Origin of the sequence: Janthinobacterium sp. BJB301, assembly GCF_002735685.1 — a bacterium.
In the GTDB taxonomy this organism is placed as follows: Bacteria; Pseudomonadota; Gammaproteobacteria; order Burkholderiales; family Burkholderiaceae_D; genus Janthinobacterium; species Janthinobacterium lividum.
Window position 1 is genome coordinate 431613 of record NZ_PDZJ01000004.1, and the last position, 15479, is coordinate 447091.

The 15479-nt window shown below is 64.8% G+C and carries 12 protein-coding genes and 3 tRNA genes; 10 read left to right on the forward strand and 5 right to left on the reverse strand.

Annotated elements, in window-relative coordinates; genetic code table 11:
- Positions 1 to 77 precede the first annotated feature (77 nt).
- Both CSQ91_RS23950 and CSQ91_RS23955 read left to right on the forward strand, forming a co-directional pair.
- Positions 78 to 944, forward strand: coding sequence for an ABC transporter ATP-binding protein (locus CSQ91_RS23950; RefSeq protein ID WP_070258604.1), 867 nt, complete (start codon positions 78 to 80; stop codon positions 942 to 944).
- A gap of 10 nt (positions 945 to 954) precedes the next feature.
- Positions 955 to 4542 (forward strand): ABC transporter permease/M1 family aminopeptidase, encoded by a 3588-nt coding sequence (locus tag CSQ91_RS23955; protein ID WP_099389827.1) that lies wholly within the window; start codon positions 955 to 957, stop codon positions 4540 to 4542.
- Here CSQ91_RS23955 and CSQ91_RS23960 read toward each other — a convergent pair.
- The 5 genes from CSQ91_RS23960 to CSQ91_RS23980 are packed head-to-tail and all read right to left on the reverse strand — an operon-like array spanning position 4529 to position 8481.
- Complete coding sequence (locus tag CSQ91_RS23960) at positions 4529 to 5227, reverse strand: LytR/AlgR family response regulator transcription factor (RefSeq protein ID WP_070280055.1); 699 nt, start codon at positions 5225 to 5227, stop codon at positions 4529 to 4531. The two genes, CSQ91_RS23955 and CSQ91_RS23960, sit on opposite strands and share 14 nt — an antisense overlap.
- Positions 5218 to 6324 carry a sensor histidine kinase gene (locus CSQ91_RS23965; protein WP_230522791.1) on the reverse strand — a complete coding sequence of 369 codons (1107 nt, stop codon included), beginning with the start codon at positions 6322 to 6324 and terminating at the stop codon, positions 5218 to 5220. Before CSQ91_RS23965 ends, CSQ91_RS23960 begins: the two co-directional genes overlap by 10 nt.
- A complete protein-coding gene (gene ttcA, locus CSQ91_RS23970) occupies positions 6276 to 7211 on the reverse strand; it encodes a tRNA 2-thiocytidine(32) synthetase TtcA (RefSeq protein WP_070258652.1) in 936 nt (311 codons plus the stop codon). Before ttcA ends, CSQ91_RS23965 begins: the two co-directional genes overlap by 49 nt.
- Positions 7212 to 7243: 32 nt before the next feature.
- Positions 7244 to 7642, reverse strand: coding sequence for a dihydroneopterin aldolase (locus CSQ91_RS23975; protein ID WP_034783508.1), 399 nt, complete (start codon positions 7640 to 7642; stop codon positions 7244 to 7246).
- A gap of 53 nt (positions 7643 to 7695) precedes the next feature.
- Positions 7696 to 8481, reverse strand: a complete 786-nt coding sequence (locus CSQ91_RS23980; protein ID WP_070258608.1) for an SDR family oxidoreductase — start codon at positions 8479 to 8481, stop codon at positions 7696 to 7698.
- Positions 8482 to 8562: 81 nt separating this feature from the next.
- Between CSQ91_RS23980 and CSQ91_RS23985 the strand changes: the two genes are divergently transcribed.
- From CSQ91_RS23985 to CSQ91_RS24020, 8 genes are all read left to right on the forward strand, one after another.
- Complete coding sequence (locus CSQ91_RS23985; protein ID WP_092609962.1) at positions 8563 to 9714, forward strand: class I SAM-dependent methyltransferase; 1152 nt, start codon at positions 8563 to 8565, stop codon at positions 9712 to 9714.
- A gap of 149 nt (positions 9715 to 9863) precedes the next feature.
- Positions 9864 to 10943 (forward strand): J domain-containing protein, encoded by a 1080-nt coding sequence (locus CSQ91_RS23990; protein WP_099389828.1) that lies wholly within the window; start codon positions 9864 to 9866, stop codon positions 10941 to 10943.
- Positions 10944 to 11006: 63 nt separating this feature from the next.
- Positions 11007 to 12602 carry a DUF3369 domain-containing protein gene (locus tag CSQ91_RS23995; RefSeq protein ID WP_099389829.1) on the forward strand — a complete coding sequence of 532 codons (1596 nt, stop codon included), beginning with the start codon at positions 11007 to 11009 and terminating at the stop codon, positions 12600 to 12602.
- A 133-nt stretch (positions 12603 to 12735) separates the two neighbouring features.
- Positions 12736 to 14382 (forward strand): tetratricopeptide repeat-containing response regulator, encoded by a 1647-nt coding sequence (locus tag CSQ91_RS24000; protein WP_034753121.1) that lies wholly within the window; start codon positions 12736 to 12738, stop codon positions 14380 to 14382.
- Between the two features lie 233 nt (positions 14383 to 14615).
- Positions 14616 to 14700, forward strand: a tRNA-Tyr gene (locus CSQ91_RS24005).
- Between the two features lie 63 nt (positions 14701 to 14763).
- Positions 14764 to 14837: transfer RNA gene (locus tag CSQ91_RS24010), tRNA-Gly, on the forward strand.
- Positions 14838 to 14880: 43 nt separating this feature from the next.
- A tRNA-Thr gene (locus CSQ91_RS24015) sits at positions 14881 to 14955 on the forward strand.
- A gap of 88 nt (positions 14956 to 15043) precedes the next feature.
- The coding region (locus tag CSQ91_RS24020; protein WP_143451088.1) for a GTP-binding protein at positions 15044 to 15479 on the forward strand (436 nt) is incomplete at its 3' end.

The window sequence follows — 15479 nt, forward strand, 5'->3', positions numbered from 1 at the left end:
TGCGCCGTTCGTGTGGCGCCGCTGGCGGCAGCGGCGGTGCGCCGATAGGCTGGGGGCTTCTTTCCTGGAGCCCCGCCATGCTATCGCTCAAAGCGCTCGATAAAACTTACGACAACGGCGTTCACGCCATCAATAACGTCAGCCTGGAGATTCCCGCCGGTCTGTTTGGCCTGCTCGGGCCGAATGGCGCCGGCAAGTCCTCGCTGATGCGCACCATCGCCACCTTGCAGGATCCCGACAGCGGCAGCATGCATTTCAACGGCGTCGATGTCGCCAGCGACAAGGCGGCGCTACGGCGCCAGCTCGGCTACCTGCCGCAGGATTTCGGCGTCTATCCCAGGGTCAGCGCGGTCGAGCTGCTCAATCACTTTGCCATCTTGAAGGGACTGCATCAGCGGGGCGAGCGTCGCGAGGCGGTCGAGGCGCTGCTGCAGCTGACCAATCTGTGGGAGGCGCGCAAGCGCGCCGTCGCCAGCTATTCGGGCGGCATGCGCCAGCGCTTCGGCATCGCCCAGGCGCTGCTGGGCGCGCCGCGCCTGGTGATCGTCGACGAACCGACCGCCGGCCTGGACCCCGATGAACGCCAGCGCTTCCTGAACCTGCTGGCGCGCATCGGCGACAAGGTGGTGGTGATCCTGTCGACCCACATCGTCGAAGACGTGACCAATCTGTGCCCCCGCATGGCCATGATCGCCAAGGGGCGCGTGCTGATCGACGGCGCGCCGCAGGCGGCGATCGCCACCCTGCAGGACCGCGTCTGGCGCCGCAGCGTCAGCGATGCCGAACTGGCGCAGTACCAGCAGCACTGCACGGTGCTGTCGAGCCGCCTGGTGGCGGGCCGCACGCAGATCAACGTGTATGCGGACAGCCAGCCCGATGACGGCTTCCGCCGTGTCGAACCGGACCTGGAAGACGTCTACTTCCTGCAACTGCGGGCGGCCTGAGGAGAACAGCATGTGGCAGGAATTCTTTCGCTTCGACTTGCGCTACCAATTGCGCCAGCCCTTGCTGTGGCTGATGACGGTGCCCCTGATGGCCGGTGCCTTTCTGACGGCCGGCAGCCCGACCTTCCGCCTCGGTGGCGGCATCGGCAATGTGCACCTGAACGCGCCGGCCGTGATCGCCAACCAGCTTGGCGTGCTGAGCATGCTTGCCATGTTCCTGGTGGCCGTGTTTATCGCCGGCGCCGTGCTGCGCGACAGCGACGCCGGCATCGCCGATCTGCTGTACGCCACGCCGATGCGCAAGCGCGATTACCTGGGCGGGCGCTTCCTGGCCGGCCTGGCGGCCTGCCTGCTGGTATTCGTGCTGGTGGTGCTGGCGATGATGCTCGGTTCGCTCACTTCCGCCGCCGACCCCGAGCGGCTCAACCCCGTCACGCCGCTGCCCTATCTGTGGAGCTTTGCCGTCTTTATCGTGCCCAATGTGCTGTTTGTCGCCGCGCTGCTGATGCTGCTGGCCGTGGCCGGGCGCTCGATGCTGCTCGTGTACGTGGGCGTGCTGGCGTTTTTCGTGCTGTGGGCGGCCTCCGGCCTGCTGGCCGGACGTCCGGCGCTGGCCATGACGGCAGCCTTGCTGGACCCGTTTGGCGTGCGCGCCCTGGCGCTGGCCACGCGCTACTTCACCAGCGCCGAAATGAATACGGCGCTGCCGCCGCTGGCCGGCCTGCTGCTGGCCAATCGCCTGCTGTGGGGCGTGCTGTCGCTGGCGCTGCTGGCGGCCACCATCTGGCTGTTCAAGCCGCAGCGCGCCGGTGCAGGCCGCGGCTGGTTCCGCCGTGCCGTCCGCGCGCAGGCGGCGCCCGTTGCCATCGTCGCGGCCGGCCCCGCGCTGCGCCCGGTCGTGCCGCAGTTTGGCATGGCGGCGGCATGGCGGCAATTCTGGCATGTGCTGCGCTTTGACACGATGGGCGTGCTGAAAAGCGTGCCTTTCCTCGTCATGCTGCTGCTGGCGCTGGCCAACTTCATCGCCAATGTCAGTGTCGGCGGCTTGCGCTTTGACAGCGTGCCGTATCCGCTGACGCGCCTGATGCTGGTCGAACTGGCCGACAGCCTGAACTTTGTGCTGGCCATCGTCGTGATGTTCTACAGCGGCGAACTGGTATGGCGCGACCGGCACGCGAAGATCGCCGACCTGACGGACGCCTTGCCCGTGCCGGGCTGGCTGCCGCTGCTGGCCAAGTGCGGTGCCTTGACCGCCGTGGTGGCCGTGTTTCTGGGCGCCGGCGTGCTGGCTGCGCTGGCGGTGCAGCTGCTCCAGGGCGGCGTGCGCCCGGAACCGCTGCTGTATCTGCAAGGCACGCTGATGAACGCCGCCTGGTTCGTGCTGATGGCGCTGGCCATGCTGGCGTTGCAGGTCATCGTCAACCAGAAATACGTCGCGTATGCGCTTTCGCTGCTGCTGGTGATGTTCAAGCCGCTGCTGGCCGCGCTGGGCTTCGAGCATCCGCTGTACCGCTTTGCCTCGCTGCCGGAACTGGTGTACTCGGATTTGAACGGCTATGGCGGCCTGCTGGCCGGCTGGCTGTGGTTCGCGCTGTACTGGACGCTGGGCACGGTGGCGCTGCTGCTGGTGGCGCAGGCTTTTCGCCCGTCGGGGCGCGCGGCCCGCTGGCGCGTGCGCTGGTCGCAAGGCGTGCGGCGCCTGCGCGGCGCCAGCGGCTGGGCCCTGGCCCTGAGCCTGGCCGGCTTTGCCGCCAGCGGCAGCTGGATCGCCTACAACATGCACGTGCTGAACCACTATCAGTCCGGCGCACAGCTGCTCGATGCGCGCGCCGACCATGAACGGCGCTATCGCCAGTATCTGGCGCTGCCGCAGCCCGGCATCACGGCGATTGCCGCCAATGTCGACCTGTATCCGGCGCAGCGCAGCGCGGTGATACGCGGCCGCTATCGCGTGAAGAATCGTGGCGCGACGCCGCTGCGCACGCTGTACCTGCAGATGGATACGGCGGCGCAGACCACCTGGCAGGCACTGCCCGCGCACCGCGTGCTGGTCGACGATGCGCGCCATGGCGTGCGCATCATCGAACTGGCGCAGGTGCTGGCGCCGGGCGCGACGCTCGATCTCGCGTTTCTCGTGACCGTGCGCCAGCAGGGCTTTACGGCCAGCGGCCAGGCCGAGGGCGTGCAGCACAACGGCAGCTATTTCACCATCGAGCAGTATTTCCCGCACCTGGGCTACAACGCGGCGCAGGAGATCGCGGACAGCGGCGAGCGTCGGCAGCGTGGCCTGAGCGCGCCGCATGGCATGCCCAAGCTCGACGACCCGCAGGCGCGCTACAGCAATTATTGGAAGCAGTGGGGCATCGATGGCGACCTGGTCGACTTCCAGACCACCATCTCCACCAGCGCGGACCAGGTGGCGATCGCCCCGGGCACGCTGGAAGGCAGCTGGCAGCAAGGCGGGCGCCGTTATTTCAGCTACCGCATGGCGCAGCCGGCGCTGCCGTTCTTCGCCTTCCAGTCCGGCCGCTGGCAGGTGCGGCGCGCGCAGTGGCAGGATGTGGCGATCGAGATCCACCACGATGCGAAGCACGCGTGGAATACCGGCAGCATGGTCGCCGGCGCGCAGCAGGCGCTCGCCTACAACACGGCGCACTTCGGCCCCTACCCGCACCGGCACTTGCGCATCGTCGAGTTCCCCCTGTACCAGCAGTATGCGCGCAGCTTCCCGGGCCTGATCCCGTTTTCGGAGTCGCTGGGTTTTATCAGCGACCTGCGCGACCCCGATGGCGTCGACCATGTGTTCTATGTCACGGCGCATGAAGTGGCGCACCAGTGGTGGGGCGACCAGCTCATCGCCGCCAACGTGCAGGGCAGCGGCATGCTGACGGAATCGCTGGCGGAGTATTCGGCGCTGATGGCGGTGGAGCAGCGCTTCGGCGCCGACAAGGTGCGGCGCATCCTGCGCTTCGACCTCGATGCCTACCTCGCCGGCCGGGGCCGGGAACAGGGCCGGGAGCTGCCCCTGTTCCGCAGCGAGGGCCAGGCGTATATCGAATACCGCAAAGGCAGCCTGGCGTTCTACCGCCTGCGCGCCGAAATCGGCGAGGCGGCCTTGAACCGCGCCTTGAAAGCCTTCCTGGCGCAGCATCGCTATCGCAGCTCGCCCTATGCGACCAGCCGCGACCTGCTGTCCTTTATCCGCGCCGAAACGCCGGCGGCGCAGCAGCAGCTGGTCACCGATCTGTTCGAGCGTATCGTCCTGTACGACAACCGCCTGGCCGGCGCCAGTGCGCTGCGCCGTGCCGATGGCCGCTGGGACGTGACCTTGCAAGTGCAGCTGGCCAAGCTGGAAGCCGACCGCAAGGGCCGCGATATGCCGCGCGCCTACGATGAACCGGTCGACCTGGCGGTGTTTGCCGATGGCGCGCCACAGCGCCTGCTGTATCGCGGCAAGCACCGCTTGCCCGGCGGCGCCGCATCGGTGACGGTGACGGTCGATGCGCCACCGGGCGAAGCGGTGCTGGATCCGGAGCAGCTGCTGATCGAGCGCAATGGGCTGGACAACCGCCGGCGCGTGCAGCTTACAGGCGGTTGAGCTGTCTGAAGACGATGGCGCGCCGGCGCGACATGCCCACGCGCAGGCCGCCGTGCAAGGTGAGCGTCATGCCGCCCGCGGGCGCGGGCGCGATGTCCGTCACGCTGGCGAGGTTGACGATGCGGCTGCGGCTGACGCGCATGAATTTCGCCGCGTCCAGCCGCGCTTCGAGCTGCACCAGTGAGCGCAACAGCAGCGGACGGTGGCTATCGAAATACACGCGCGTGTAATTGCCTTCCGATTCGAACAGCGCGATGTCGTCCAGCGCCACGAACCAGCAGCGCTCGCCGTCCTTGATGAATACCTTGCCATCGGCGGCCGTCGCCCCGGCTTCCGGGGGAGCGGGCCGGCGCTTCTCGAGCGCTTGCGCCAGCCGTGGCGGATCGATGGGTTTGAGCAGGTAATCGAGGGCGCTGACGTCAAAGGCGCGCAGCGCATAGCGGTCGTAGGCCGTGGTGAAGATCACGGCCGGCGCTTGCGCGAGCGCCCCCAGCAGGTCGAAGCCGCTGCCATCGGGCATTTGCACGTCGAGGAAAATCAGGTCCGGCGCCAGCGCCGCGATCTGCTGCAAGCCTTCCTGTACGTTGGCCGCTTCGCCGACCACGCTGACCCACGGATGCTCGCGCAGCAGGCGGCGCAACTCGTCGCGCGCCAGCCGCTCATCGTCGATGATCATCACGCGCATGTCTGCTCCCAGGGTAGTGTGACGGTGGCGATGACCCAGCCGTCCTGCTCGGCCAGGCGGCAAGTGGCTCCCGCGCCAAACAGCAGGTGCAGACGCTGGCCGGCATTGGCCAGGCCCACGCGCGTCGAGCCGCTGTCGGCTGCCAGCTTGCCCTGGTTCGCCACGCGCAGCAGCACGCTGTCATCGGCCCGGCGCGCCTCGATGCGCACGGCGCACGGGCCGGTGCTGCGTTCGACGCCATGCTTGATGGCGTTTTCGACCAAGGTTTGCAGCAGCATCGGCGGCAGCGCCACGGCGTCGAGGCCGGGAGCGATATCCTGGCTCAGTTGCAGCCGCTCTTCAAAGCGCAGCTTTTCCATGCCGAGATAGGCTTGCAGTGCGGCCAGCTCGGCATCGAGCCGCACCGTGTCGGACAATCCCGTCTGCAGATTGTGGCGCATCATGGCGGCCAGCTGGTTCATGGCACGCGCGGCTGCCTGCACGTCCTGGAACATCAGCGCGCGGATGCTGTTCATGCTGTTGAAGAAAAAGTGGGGATTGACCTGCGCCTGCAAGGCGCGCAGTTCGGCATCCTTGACATGGATTTCCAGCTGCAGCTTGTCGAACGCCAGTTGCGTGGCGTGGCGGCGCGACAGCGCCAGGGTGTACAGCAGCGTCCACAGCGCGAACACGATAAACCAGAGCACCGTCAGGATCGCCAGGGTGGCCGGCAGTTCGGCGCGGTCCTGCAGCAGGGCGCCGTTGCGGAACAGCAGCTCGGCCAGCAGCACGGCACCTGTTTGCAGCACGCTGAGCAGCAGCAGGCCGGCGCCGATGCGCGCCAGCGGCAATCTGTCTTGCGCTCCCTTGATCCAGCCATGGCGCCGCAGGTGATTGCGCCAGCCGTGCGACAGGCCCAGGCCTGTCAGCGCGCAGAAGACCTTGGCGACCGAGAACCACAGGACATAGGCATTGGGCCCGCCGCCCCAGGAGGCGTACACGCCCAGCGCCGCCAGCGCGCCCCAGCCGGCGCACTGCGCGATCCAGTAGTCGCGCGGCGTGCGCACGGTCAGGCTTGTTGCAGCGCGATGGTGCCGAACGTGGTCGGCGTCGAGCACGGCTCTTCGTCGAAGGCGATGTCGCCCATGGGGCTGGCCACGCCGTCCGCCTTCAAATCCTTGAAGCCGAACAGTTTCGGATCCATCAAGTGCGATGGCGCCACGTTCGACAGGGCCGAGAAGATACTTTCCACGCGGCCGGGGAATTTCTTGTCCCATTCGCGCATCAAGCCCTTGATCTGCTTGCGCTGCAGGTTTTCCTGCGAACCGCACAGGTCGCATGGAATGATGGGGAAGCCCTTGACTTCCGCATAGCGCTGCGTGTCTTCTTCCTTCACATACGCCATCGGGCGGATGACGATGTGCTTGCCGTCGTCCGACTGCAGCTTGGCCGGCATGCCTTTCAGTTTGCCGCCGAAGAACATATTCAGGAAGAAGGTTTCCAGGATGTCGTCGCGGTGGTGGCCCAGGGCGATCTTGTTGGCGCCCAGCTCGTCGGCCACGCGGTACAGGATGCCGCGGCGCAGGCGCGAGCACAGCGAGCAGGTGGTCTTGCCTTCCGGGATCAGGCGCTTGACGATGCTGTAGGTATCCTGGTTTTCGATGTGGAAGGCCACGCCCAGTTCCGTCAGGTAGGCGGGCAGGATTTCCGGCGGGAAGTTCGGCTGCTTCTGGTCCAGGTTGACGGCGACGATGTCAAAATGGATAGGCGCGCGTTCGCGCAAGGTCATCAGAATGTCCAGCAGGGCGTAGCTATCCTTGCCGCCGGACAAGCACACCATCACCTTGTCGCCGTCTTCGATCATGTTGAAATCGCCGATGGCCTGGCCCACCAGGCGGCACAAGCGCTTGTGCAGCTTGTTGTTTTCCAGGGCGATCTTTTCCGCCTTCTTGCGCGCCAGTTTTTGCGCTTCCACATTGGCCGGCACTTCCACGGCGGCTGTCATCGTTTCCAGTACGGCAGTGTCATTCATGTTGTTCATGCTTCATCCTTGATCTTGAATACTTCCACGCCCACGCCTTCGCAGTCGGGATACACGTCCGGTTTCATGCTCGAGACGCGCGCGGCGCGCACGCGCGGGTGGGCCAGCATGGCCGCGAGCACGTCGTCGACCAGGCTTTCCTGCAGCTGCACGTGGCCTTGCGCCATGCGCCTGGCGATGGTTTCGCGCATGAAGTCGTAGTCGACCACTTCTTCCAGCTGGTCATCCTTCGGCGTCGACAGGGCCAGGGGAATGTACAGGTCGACGTTGATGAGGACGCGCTGCTCGCCCTTTTTCTCGAAGTCGTAGACGCCGATGTTGATGAGGACTTCGTAATTGCGCAGGAACAGGCGGCGGCAATCGGCCAGGCGAGGGTGGGACAGGGCGGACGACATAGTTTTACCTTTTCGGGGATGCTGGAATGCTGGTTGTTTGGTGTGGCTGCTGATTATTTGGTCAAAAACATGACGTCGCGCGGCAAGCCGATCAAATGCTGGCCGCCATCGACCAGCAGGGTCGTGCCCGTCAGCGCGCGCGCGCCGGCCACGTAACAGACGCAGTCGGCCACATCCTCGGGCGTGCTGGAGCGTCCCAGCGGCGTGTTTTCATGCGCCTTGGCGAAGTTCGCTTCCGTCTGTTCGCCGGAGACCATGGTGATGCCGGGGGCAATGCCCACCACGCGCACTTTCGGCGCCAGCGCCTGGGCCAGCATGGTGGTCGCCGACAGCAGCGCCGCCTTGGACAGGGTGTACGACAAAAAATCAGGATTGAGATTGTACAGTTTTTGATCCAGCAAGTTGATGACCACGGCTTGCCCGCCTGCCGGGGTGGCCTGGTACAGCGCTTGCGCCAGCAGGATGGGGGCGGCCAGGTTGGCGTGCATGTGGGCGTCGAGGGCGGTGAAAGAAAAATCGCCCGCATTGTCGTATTCAAACAACGATGCGTTGTTGACCACGCAAGTCACGGCGCCCAGCGCCGCCTGTGCCTGTGGCAACAGCTGGCGCACGGCGTCTTCCTGCGCCAGGTCGCAGGGGAACGCTTGCGCGCGGCGCCCCAGCGCCGTGATTTCCGCCACCAGGCTGAGCGCCTCGTCGCGCGAGTCGCGGTAGTGGACGGCGATATCCCAGCCGTCGCGCGCCAGGCCGAGCGCGATGGCGCGGCCGATGCGGCGCGCGGCGCCCGTGACGAGGGCGACGCGGGGAGTGCTGTGTGGCAGTGTCGATGCTGGTGTCATGTCTTTACTGTATATATGGAGTGAGCGGGCTTGCCATGGCCGGTACTGGCGGCCCGCGCCGCCGATTCGCTACAATACGGTATGTCTCTTCCCGTACCCGATAGCGACGCGCTGGCCGCGTCCCATGCCTTGCAGCACCAGATTGCCGCCGAAATCGCGCGCAATGACGGCGCCATTCCCTTTGTCCGCTTCATGGAGCTGGCGCTGTATGCGCCTGACCTCGGCTATTACAGCGGCGGCGCCGCCAAGCTGGGCAAAGATGGCGATTTTACAACCGCGCCGGAAATCTCTCCCCTGTTCGGCGCCACCCTGGCCCATGTGGCAGCCGCTATTATGGCGCAAACGGCCCCGCGCATCCTCGAATTCGGCGCCGGTACGGGCAAGCTGGCCTGCGATATCCTGACGGAAGCGGCGAATGCCGGCATCCCTATCGAACAGTATGCGATCGTCGAATTGTCCGGCGAATTGCGCGCGCGCCAGGAGCTGGCCCTGGCCGGCTTCCCGCAAGTAGTGTGGCTAGACGGCTTCCCCGACAGTTTCGAAGGCGCCGTGTTCGGCAATGAAGTGCTCGACGCCATGCCCGTCAACCTGATCAGCAAGACGCCCGCCGGCTGGTGCGAACTCGACGTCAGCATTGCCGATGGCCAGTTCGTGTTTGTCGAACGTCCGGCCGGCGCCGACGTGGCGGCGCAGATCGCCGCCCAGGTGCCGGACGCCGAGGACTTGCCCGTCGGCTATGTCAGCGAGATCCATGGCGTGGCCTGCGGCTTCATGCGCTCGCTGGCGCGCATGCTGACCAATGGCAAGGGCGGCGCTGCCGTGCTGTTCGATTATGGCTTCCCCGCCCACGAGTATTACCTGGACTTGCGCGCCACGGGCACCCTGATGTGCCATTACCGCCACCACGCCCACGCGGAACCGTTTTATCTGCCCGGCTTGCAGGACATCACGGCCCACGTGGATTTCACGGCCATGGCGGTGGCGGCGCAGGATGCGGGTCTCGATGTGCTTGCCTACATGAACCAGGCGTCCTTCCTGCTGGGCGCAGGCATCGGCGACTTGCTGCTGCGTACCGATCCGGCACAGGTCAAAACGTATTTGCCGCAGGCCAGCGCCGTGCAAAAGCTGGTGTCGCCTGCCGAGATGGGGGAATTGTTCAAGGTGCTGGTGGTAGGGCACCAGGTGGAGTTGCCGGAAGCCCTGTTGTCCAGTGACCGCAGTCACCGCTTGTAAGCGCCTGCAATATCAAGGCAGGGCAGTGCCGCCCTGCAATTTCCTGTCCGCCGGTGGTTATTATCTTGTCATATCGTATATGATGACCGACACAGCACGGTTCCATCCTGCAAGAACCCGTCGCCGCGCACCGATTTCAAGATAGAACGATGGGAAAGATACATACACACTATGACAACCTGAAAGTGGCGCGCCTGGCGCCGCAGGAAGTCATACGTGCCGCGTACAAAGCCCTCAGCCAGAAATACCACCCGGACAAGAATCCTGGCGACGAAAAGGCCGCCCGCATCATGGCGATCCTCAACAGCGCCTATGGCACCTTGTCCGATCCACAACGCCGCAAGGAACACGACGAGTGGATCGCCGCCGAGGAGTGGGAAATCGAATGGCTGGAAAGCACCCACCACGAGGAAGGCAAGAGCCGCGATGGCCGCGCGAAAGGCCATGCCCAATCGCATGAGCACGCCTGGGCGCAGGATGTGCCGCCGCCGAAGGGCAAGGCGCCGCCCATCTGGCGCAACTGGCGCTGGTGGCTGAGTCTGCTTGTCTGCCTGTTGCTGGGCTGGCTGGGCGCCTTGCTCATGCTAGATACCTCGCAGCCGATGCCGGCCGCGCTGGCGTCGGCCTGGAGCGGCCTGGCCCGCGATGGCGCCAGGGCGCACCCGGACACGTCTTCAGCGGATGGCGTCGCCACGCCGCCGGCAAAAAACGAGGCGGTGGCTATCGATAGCTGGGCCGTGGGCAAGCCATATGCGGCCGAGCCCGCGCAAGCGAAGGCACCGGAGATCCGCGTGCTGGCCGTCTCACAGCTGAGCCTGAAAGCCAGCCGTCCCGCCTGCGATGGCGCCAGCCAGGCCGAGTCGGCGGCGCTGGTGGCGCCGAATGGCGAGCCATGGCCGGCGCAATCGGGCTACGTGGATGGCTTTCCGATCGGTAACAAGGGCGAGGAACTGAGCTTGACCATCGATAACAGCAGCAACGCGGCGCCCGTCTTCGTCAAGCTGTATGACCAGGAGCGGCGCTCGAATGTGCGCTACCTGTACATCCTGGCCAATGACAAGCTGACGGTGGAGCAGCTCAGCGCGGGCAAGTACGAAGTGCGTTACCAGGCTGTCGGGCCAGGCCAGGACAATTGCGGCGGCGCCACGCGCAGCGGTGCAGCGGTACCCGCGCCGGCGCCGGCCGCCGGAGACGGCGCTACGCAGAATCCTGTTGTAAGCAGCATCTAATCTGATTATGCTTGATAGGCGTCAACGCAGCGTCCACATCGAACTTATCCCTTAGGAGTATTCATGACCGACCTCAAAGCCGATGCAGATGATAACTGGCTGCTCGACGAAGATGAGCCGGTGGCCAGTCCTGCCGGGCTGGCCGCGCCCGACCAGCGCCTGTGGCGTGTCCTGATCGTCGACGATGACGTGGATGTGCATGCGGTCACGCGGCTGGCGCTGCGCAATGTCAGCTTCAAGGGCCGCGAACTGGAACTGTTTTCCGCCTACAGCGGCCGCGAAGCGTACGACATCCTGCGCGACACGCCCGATATCGCGCTGGTGCTGCTCGACGTGGTGATGGAAACGGACGATGCCGGCCTGATCCTCGCCAAGCGCATCCGCGCCGACCTGAACAATTCCATCGTGCGCGTCGTGCTGCGCACGGGCCAGCCGGGCCAGGCGCCCGAGCAGCGCGTCATCATCGAATACGACATCAACGATTACAAGGCCAAGACGGAACTGACGACGCAAAAGCTGTTTACCACCGTCATCTCGGCTCTGCGCGCCTACGAGAGCCTGATGATGCTCGAGCGCAGCCGCATCGGCCTGGGCAAGATTCTCGCCGGCGCCACCAATCTGTACCAGATCCATTCCCTGCGCGAATTCGCTTCCGGCGTGCTCAACCAGGTCAGCGCCATCCTCGACGTGGGCGCCGACGGCGTGCTGTGCCTGATGCAGGGCGGCGCCGGACGGCCCGAAGTGGTGGCCGCCACGGGCACGTATGCCGTGCTGGCCGAGGCGGAAGCCATGCCGGCCGACCATGCCCTGACGCCCACCATCGACAAGGCGTTCGCGGAAAAGCGCAGCCAGTTCGAGCATCCGGCCAATGTGCTGTTCATCCATACGGAAGGCAACCGCGAGCTGGCCATCTCCGTCACGCCGCCGTGGCCGCTGGCGCAGATCCAGCGCGACTTGCTGGAAGTGTTTTGCCAGCGCATCGCCGCCGCCTTCGACAACCTGTACATGTTCGGCCAGCTGCGCAAGGCGCAGGAAGCGACCGTGGTGGCGCTGGCCGACCTGGCCGAGTTCCGCGACAGCGACACGGGCGGCCACGTGCGGCGCGTGCAGCTATTGTCCGACGCCATCGCCCGGCGCATGCAGCAGCGCGGCGTGTACCCGGACGAGCTGACGCCGCAGCTGCTCGACATGATCGGCCTGGCCAGCATCCTGCACGACGTGGGCAAGGTGGCCACGCCGGACGCCGTGCTGCTCAAGCCGGGCAAGCATACGGACGAGGAGCGGGCGCAGATGCAGCTGCATGCCAGCGTCGGGCGCACCATCCTCGAGCGGGCCGCCAACATGGTCGACGGCGTCAGCTACCTGACCTATGGCGCGCAGATCGCGGGCGGCCACCACGAACACTTCGATGGCGCCGGCTACCCCCATGGCCTGAAGGGGCGCGATATTCCCGTGGCCGCGCGCATCGTTGCCGTGGTCGACGTTTTCGATGCCTTGCTGCACGAGCGGCCTTACAAGGAACCGTGGCCGTATCCGCAGGTGCGCGAGTACATCGAGCGGCGCAGCGGCAGCCAGTTCGATCCGGAAGTGGTGACGGCGCTGCTGGAACTGATCGACCATGAGCCGCAACTGTGGCATCCGGAGCGCGCCGTCGCTTGAGTAGCCGCTCCGTTGGCATTTTTCGGCGCGCCGCCATTCCCTTGCGCGCGGCGCCGTCATATACTCGGCAGCCTCATGCTGGCTGGCGCCACGCACCAGTGTGGCGCGCCGCGGAGTTTTCGGACATCACGACATGAAAGAACTCAAGGGCCTCAGCGCACTGATCATCGAGCCGCATCCGGGCATGCGCGCCAGCCTGCACAATATGCTCAACCTGTGCGGCCTGGCGAAGATCGACGACGCGGCCAGCTCGGGCCAGGCGATCCGCATGCTGGGCAGCAAATCGTATGACTTGATCCTGTGCGAATACGATCTCGATGGCGGGCAGGATGGGCAGCAGATGCTGGAAGACCTGCGCCACCACAAATTGATGCATGCATCGACCATGTTCTTCATGGTCACGGGCGAAGGCAGCTTCGCCAAGGTGGTCAGCGCCGTCGAGTTGTTGCCTACCGATTACATCCTCAAGCCCTTCACCGCTGACAACATGCTCGAGCGCATCGGCCGCGCGCTGGACAAGCGCAATGCCTTCGTGCCCGTGTATGAACTAATCGACGTGGGCAATGAGCGCGCGGCGATTGCCGCCTGCGCCGAGGGCGCCAGCCTGTATCCCCGCTACGCCACCGATTTCCTGCGCTTGCGCGCGGAACTGCACCTGCTGTTGGGCGAGGCGGCCGACGCCGAGCCGATCTACGCGGCCCTGTATGAAAGCAAGTCCATCGGCTGGGCGCGCCTGGGGCAGGCCAAGACGCAATTCCTGCTGGGCGAGTACGAAGCGGCGCAGGGCACCCTGGAAGGGCTGCTGGAAAACAACAAGCGTTTTCTCGACGCCTATGACTGGCTGGCGCGCACGCACTTGGCGCAAGGCAAGCCGGAACTGGCGCAGGCGGCCCTGAGCGAAGCGGTGGCCCTGTCGCCGCACGCCGTGCGCCGCTTGCGCCGCCTGGGCGAGGCGGCCCTGGCGGCCGACGATATCGAGATGGCGGAAAAATCCCTCAAATTGGTGGTCAGCAAGGCCAAGTATTCGGAATTCCGCGACCCGGAAGACCATGTGCGCCTGGTGCAGACCCTGGTGCGCAAGGGCGACCCGCTGCAGGCGGGCGCCGTGATCCGCGACCTCGACAAGTCGATGGGCGGGCAAAAGAATGCGGAACTGTGCAGCGCCCTGTGCAGCGCCATGCTGCATGCGCATACGGGCAACGAGGAACGTCTGCAGCAATCGCTGGACGCGGCCCTGGCCGCCAACCGCCACAGCGTGGGCGGCTCGAACATGCTGAAAACGGAACTGGCGCGCCATTGCCTGGCGCATGGGCGCGAGGATGGCGCCGCCGAGGTGATGCGCGAAGTCATGCGCAACGCGCCCGACAGTGCGGCCATGACGCGTGCCATGGCCGTGTTCGAACAGGCGGGGCGCGAAGAGCTGGCCAAGGCATTGGCGCGGCAAAGCCGCCAGGAAGTGGCCGACATGGTGGCGGCCGGCGCCGCCAGGGCAGGCGAGGGAGATTTCCGCGGCGCCGTCGATCTGATGGGCGAAGCCGTCACGCGCCTGCCCGATAATCCGCAAGTGGTGTTCAATGCGGCCGTGGCCGTGCTGAAGTGCCTGGAACACGAAGGCTGGGATGAGCGCATGGGCCAGCAGGCGCTGACGTTTATCGCCGGCGTGCGCCGCCTGGACCCGCGCAACCCCAAATTGCCCGTACTGTCGGGCCTGCATCAGCAGTTATTGCGCAAATATAAGCCCCTTGGCAACTCCTGGATGCATCCGCCTGATGCCCGGTAAATGGAAAAAATGCGGGGTGAGTGACGGGAAAATGCGGCTTGCGGGCAGGGGGGATAAAAAAAATGCGAAAAAAGTCGACTTTTTCGCGCCAACCCTTGCACATTCTCAAATCGGGAGCTTATAATCACGCCCCGAAGCAGCCAACTTCTTCTTTATAAGCAAATGCAGCAGTCAAGCATCAGTAAATAAGGTTGACAGTTGTGAGTAGATGCTTCATACTCTGCGGTTCCCGCGGAGGGGTGGCCGAGTGGTTAAAGGCGACAGACTGTAAATCTGTTCTCTATGAGTACGCTGGTTCGAATCCAGCCCCCTCCACCAAGTTTTTGCAAGGAAAACTGGGTAGTAGCAAAAAGCAAGTGAAGATAAAGTGAACGATACCTCGCGGGTGTAGCTCAATGGTAGAGCAGAAGCCTTCCAAGCTTACGACGAGGGTTCGATTCCCTTCACCCGCTCCAGTTTCCGTTCAGATGCTTGATGCATCGCATGCAACAAATTACAGCCCTTGTAGCTCAGTGGTAGAGCACTCCCTTGGTAAGGGAGAGGCCACGTGTTCGATCCACGTCAAGGGCACCAGAATTCGCAGCAGGCAGCACAGAAGCAATTCAAACCAGACCGTCGGGCGTGTGCCTGAGCAATCTAATCAAATCATTAGGAGTTCAAAATGGCAAAAGGTAAATTCGAACGGACCAAGCCGCACGTCAACGTCGGCACCATCGGCCACGTCGACCACGGTAAAACCACGCTGACCGCTGCAATCGCAACGGTTCTGTCGAAGAAATTCGGCGGCGAAGCTAAAGCATACGACCAGATCGATGCAGCACCAGAAGAAAAAGCGCGCGGTATCACGATTAACACCGCCCACGTCGAGTACGAAACGGAAACGCGTCACTACGCGCACGTTGACTGCCCAGGCCACGCCGATTACATCAAAAACATGATTACCGGTGCTGCCCAGATGGACGGCGCGATCCTGGTGTGCTCCGCAGCTGACGGCCCAATGCCACAGACCCGCGAACACATCCTGCTGGCCCGCCAAGTTGGCGTTCCATACATCATCGTGTTCCTGAACAAGTGCGACCTGGTCGACGACGCAGAGC

What these genes read in the sequence shown, in the direction of transcription:
- CSQ91_RS23960 (WP_070280055.1), bottom strand. Translation starts at nt 5,227, where the DNA reads ATGCGCGTGATGATCATCGACGATGAGCGGCTGGCGCGCGACGAGTTG.
- CSQ91_RS23990 (WP_099389828.1), top strand. Translation starts at nt 9,864, where the DNA reads ATGGGAAAGATACATACACACTATGACAACCTGAAAGTGGCGCGCCTG.
- CSQ91_RS23995 (WP_099389829.1), top strand. Translation starts at nt 11,007, where the DNA reads ATGACCGACCTCAAAGCCGATGCAGATGATAACTGGCTGCTCGACGAA.
- CSQ91_RS23985 (WP_092609962.1), top strand. Translation starts at nt 8,563, where the DNA reads ATGTCTCTTCCCGTACCCGATAGCGACGCGCTGGCCGCGTCCCATGCC.
- CSQ91_RS23955 (WP_099389827.1), top strand. Translation starts at nt 955, where the DNA reads ATGTGGCAGGAATTCTTTCGCTTCGACTTGCGCTACCAATTGCGCCAG.
- ttcA (WP_070258652.1), bottom strand. Translation starts at nt 7,211, where the DNA reads ATGACAGCCGCCGTGGAAGTGCCGGCCAATGTGGAAGCGCAAAAACTG.
- CSQ91_RS23975 (WP_034783508.1), bottom strand. Translation starts at nt 7,642, where the DNA reads ATGTCGTCCGCCCTGTCCCACCCTCGCCTGGCCGATTGCCGCCGCCTG.
- CSQ91_RS23950 (WP_070258604.1), top strand. Translation starts at nt 78, where the DNA reads ATGCTATCGCTCAAAGCGCTCGATAAAACTTACGACAACGGCGTTCAC.
- CSQ91_RS24000 (WP_034753121.1), top strand. Translation starts at nt 12,736, where the DNA reads ATGAAAGAACTCAAGGGCCTCAGCGCACTGATCATCGAGCCGCATCCG.
- CSQ91_RS23980 (WP_070258608.1), bottom strand. Translation starts at nt 8,481, where the DNA reads ATGACACCAGCATCGACACTGCCACACAGCACTCCCCGCGTCGCCCTC.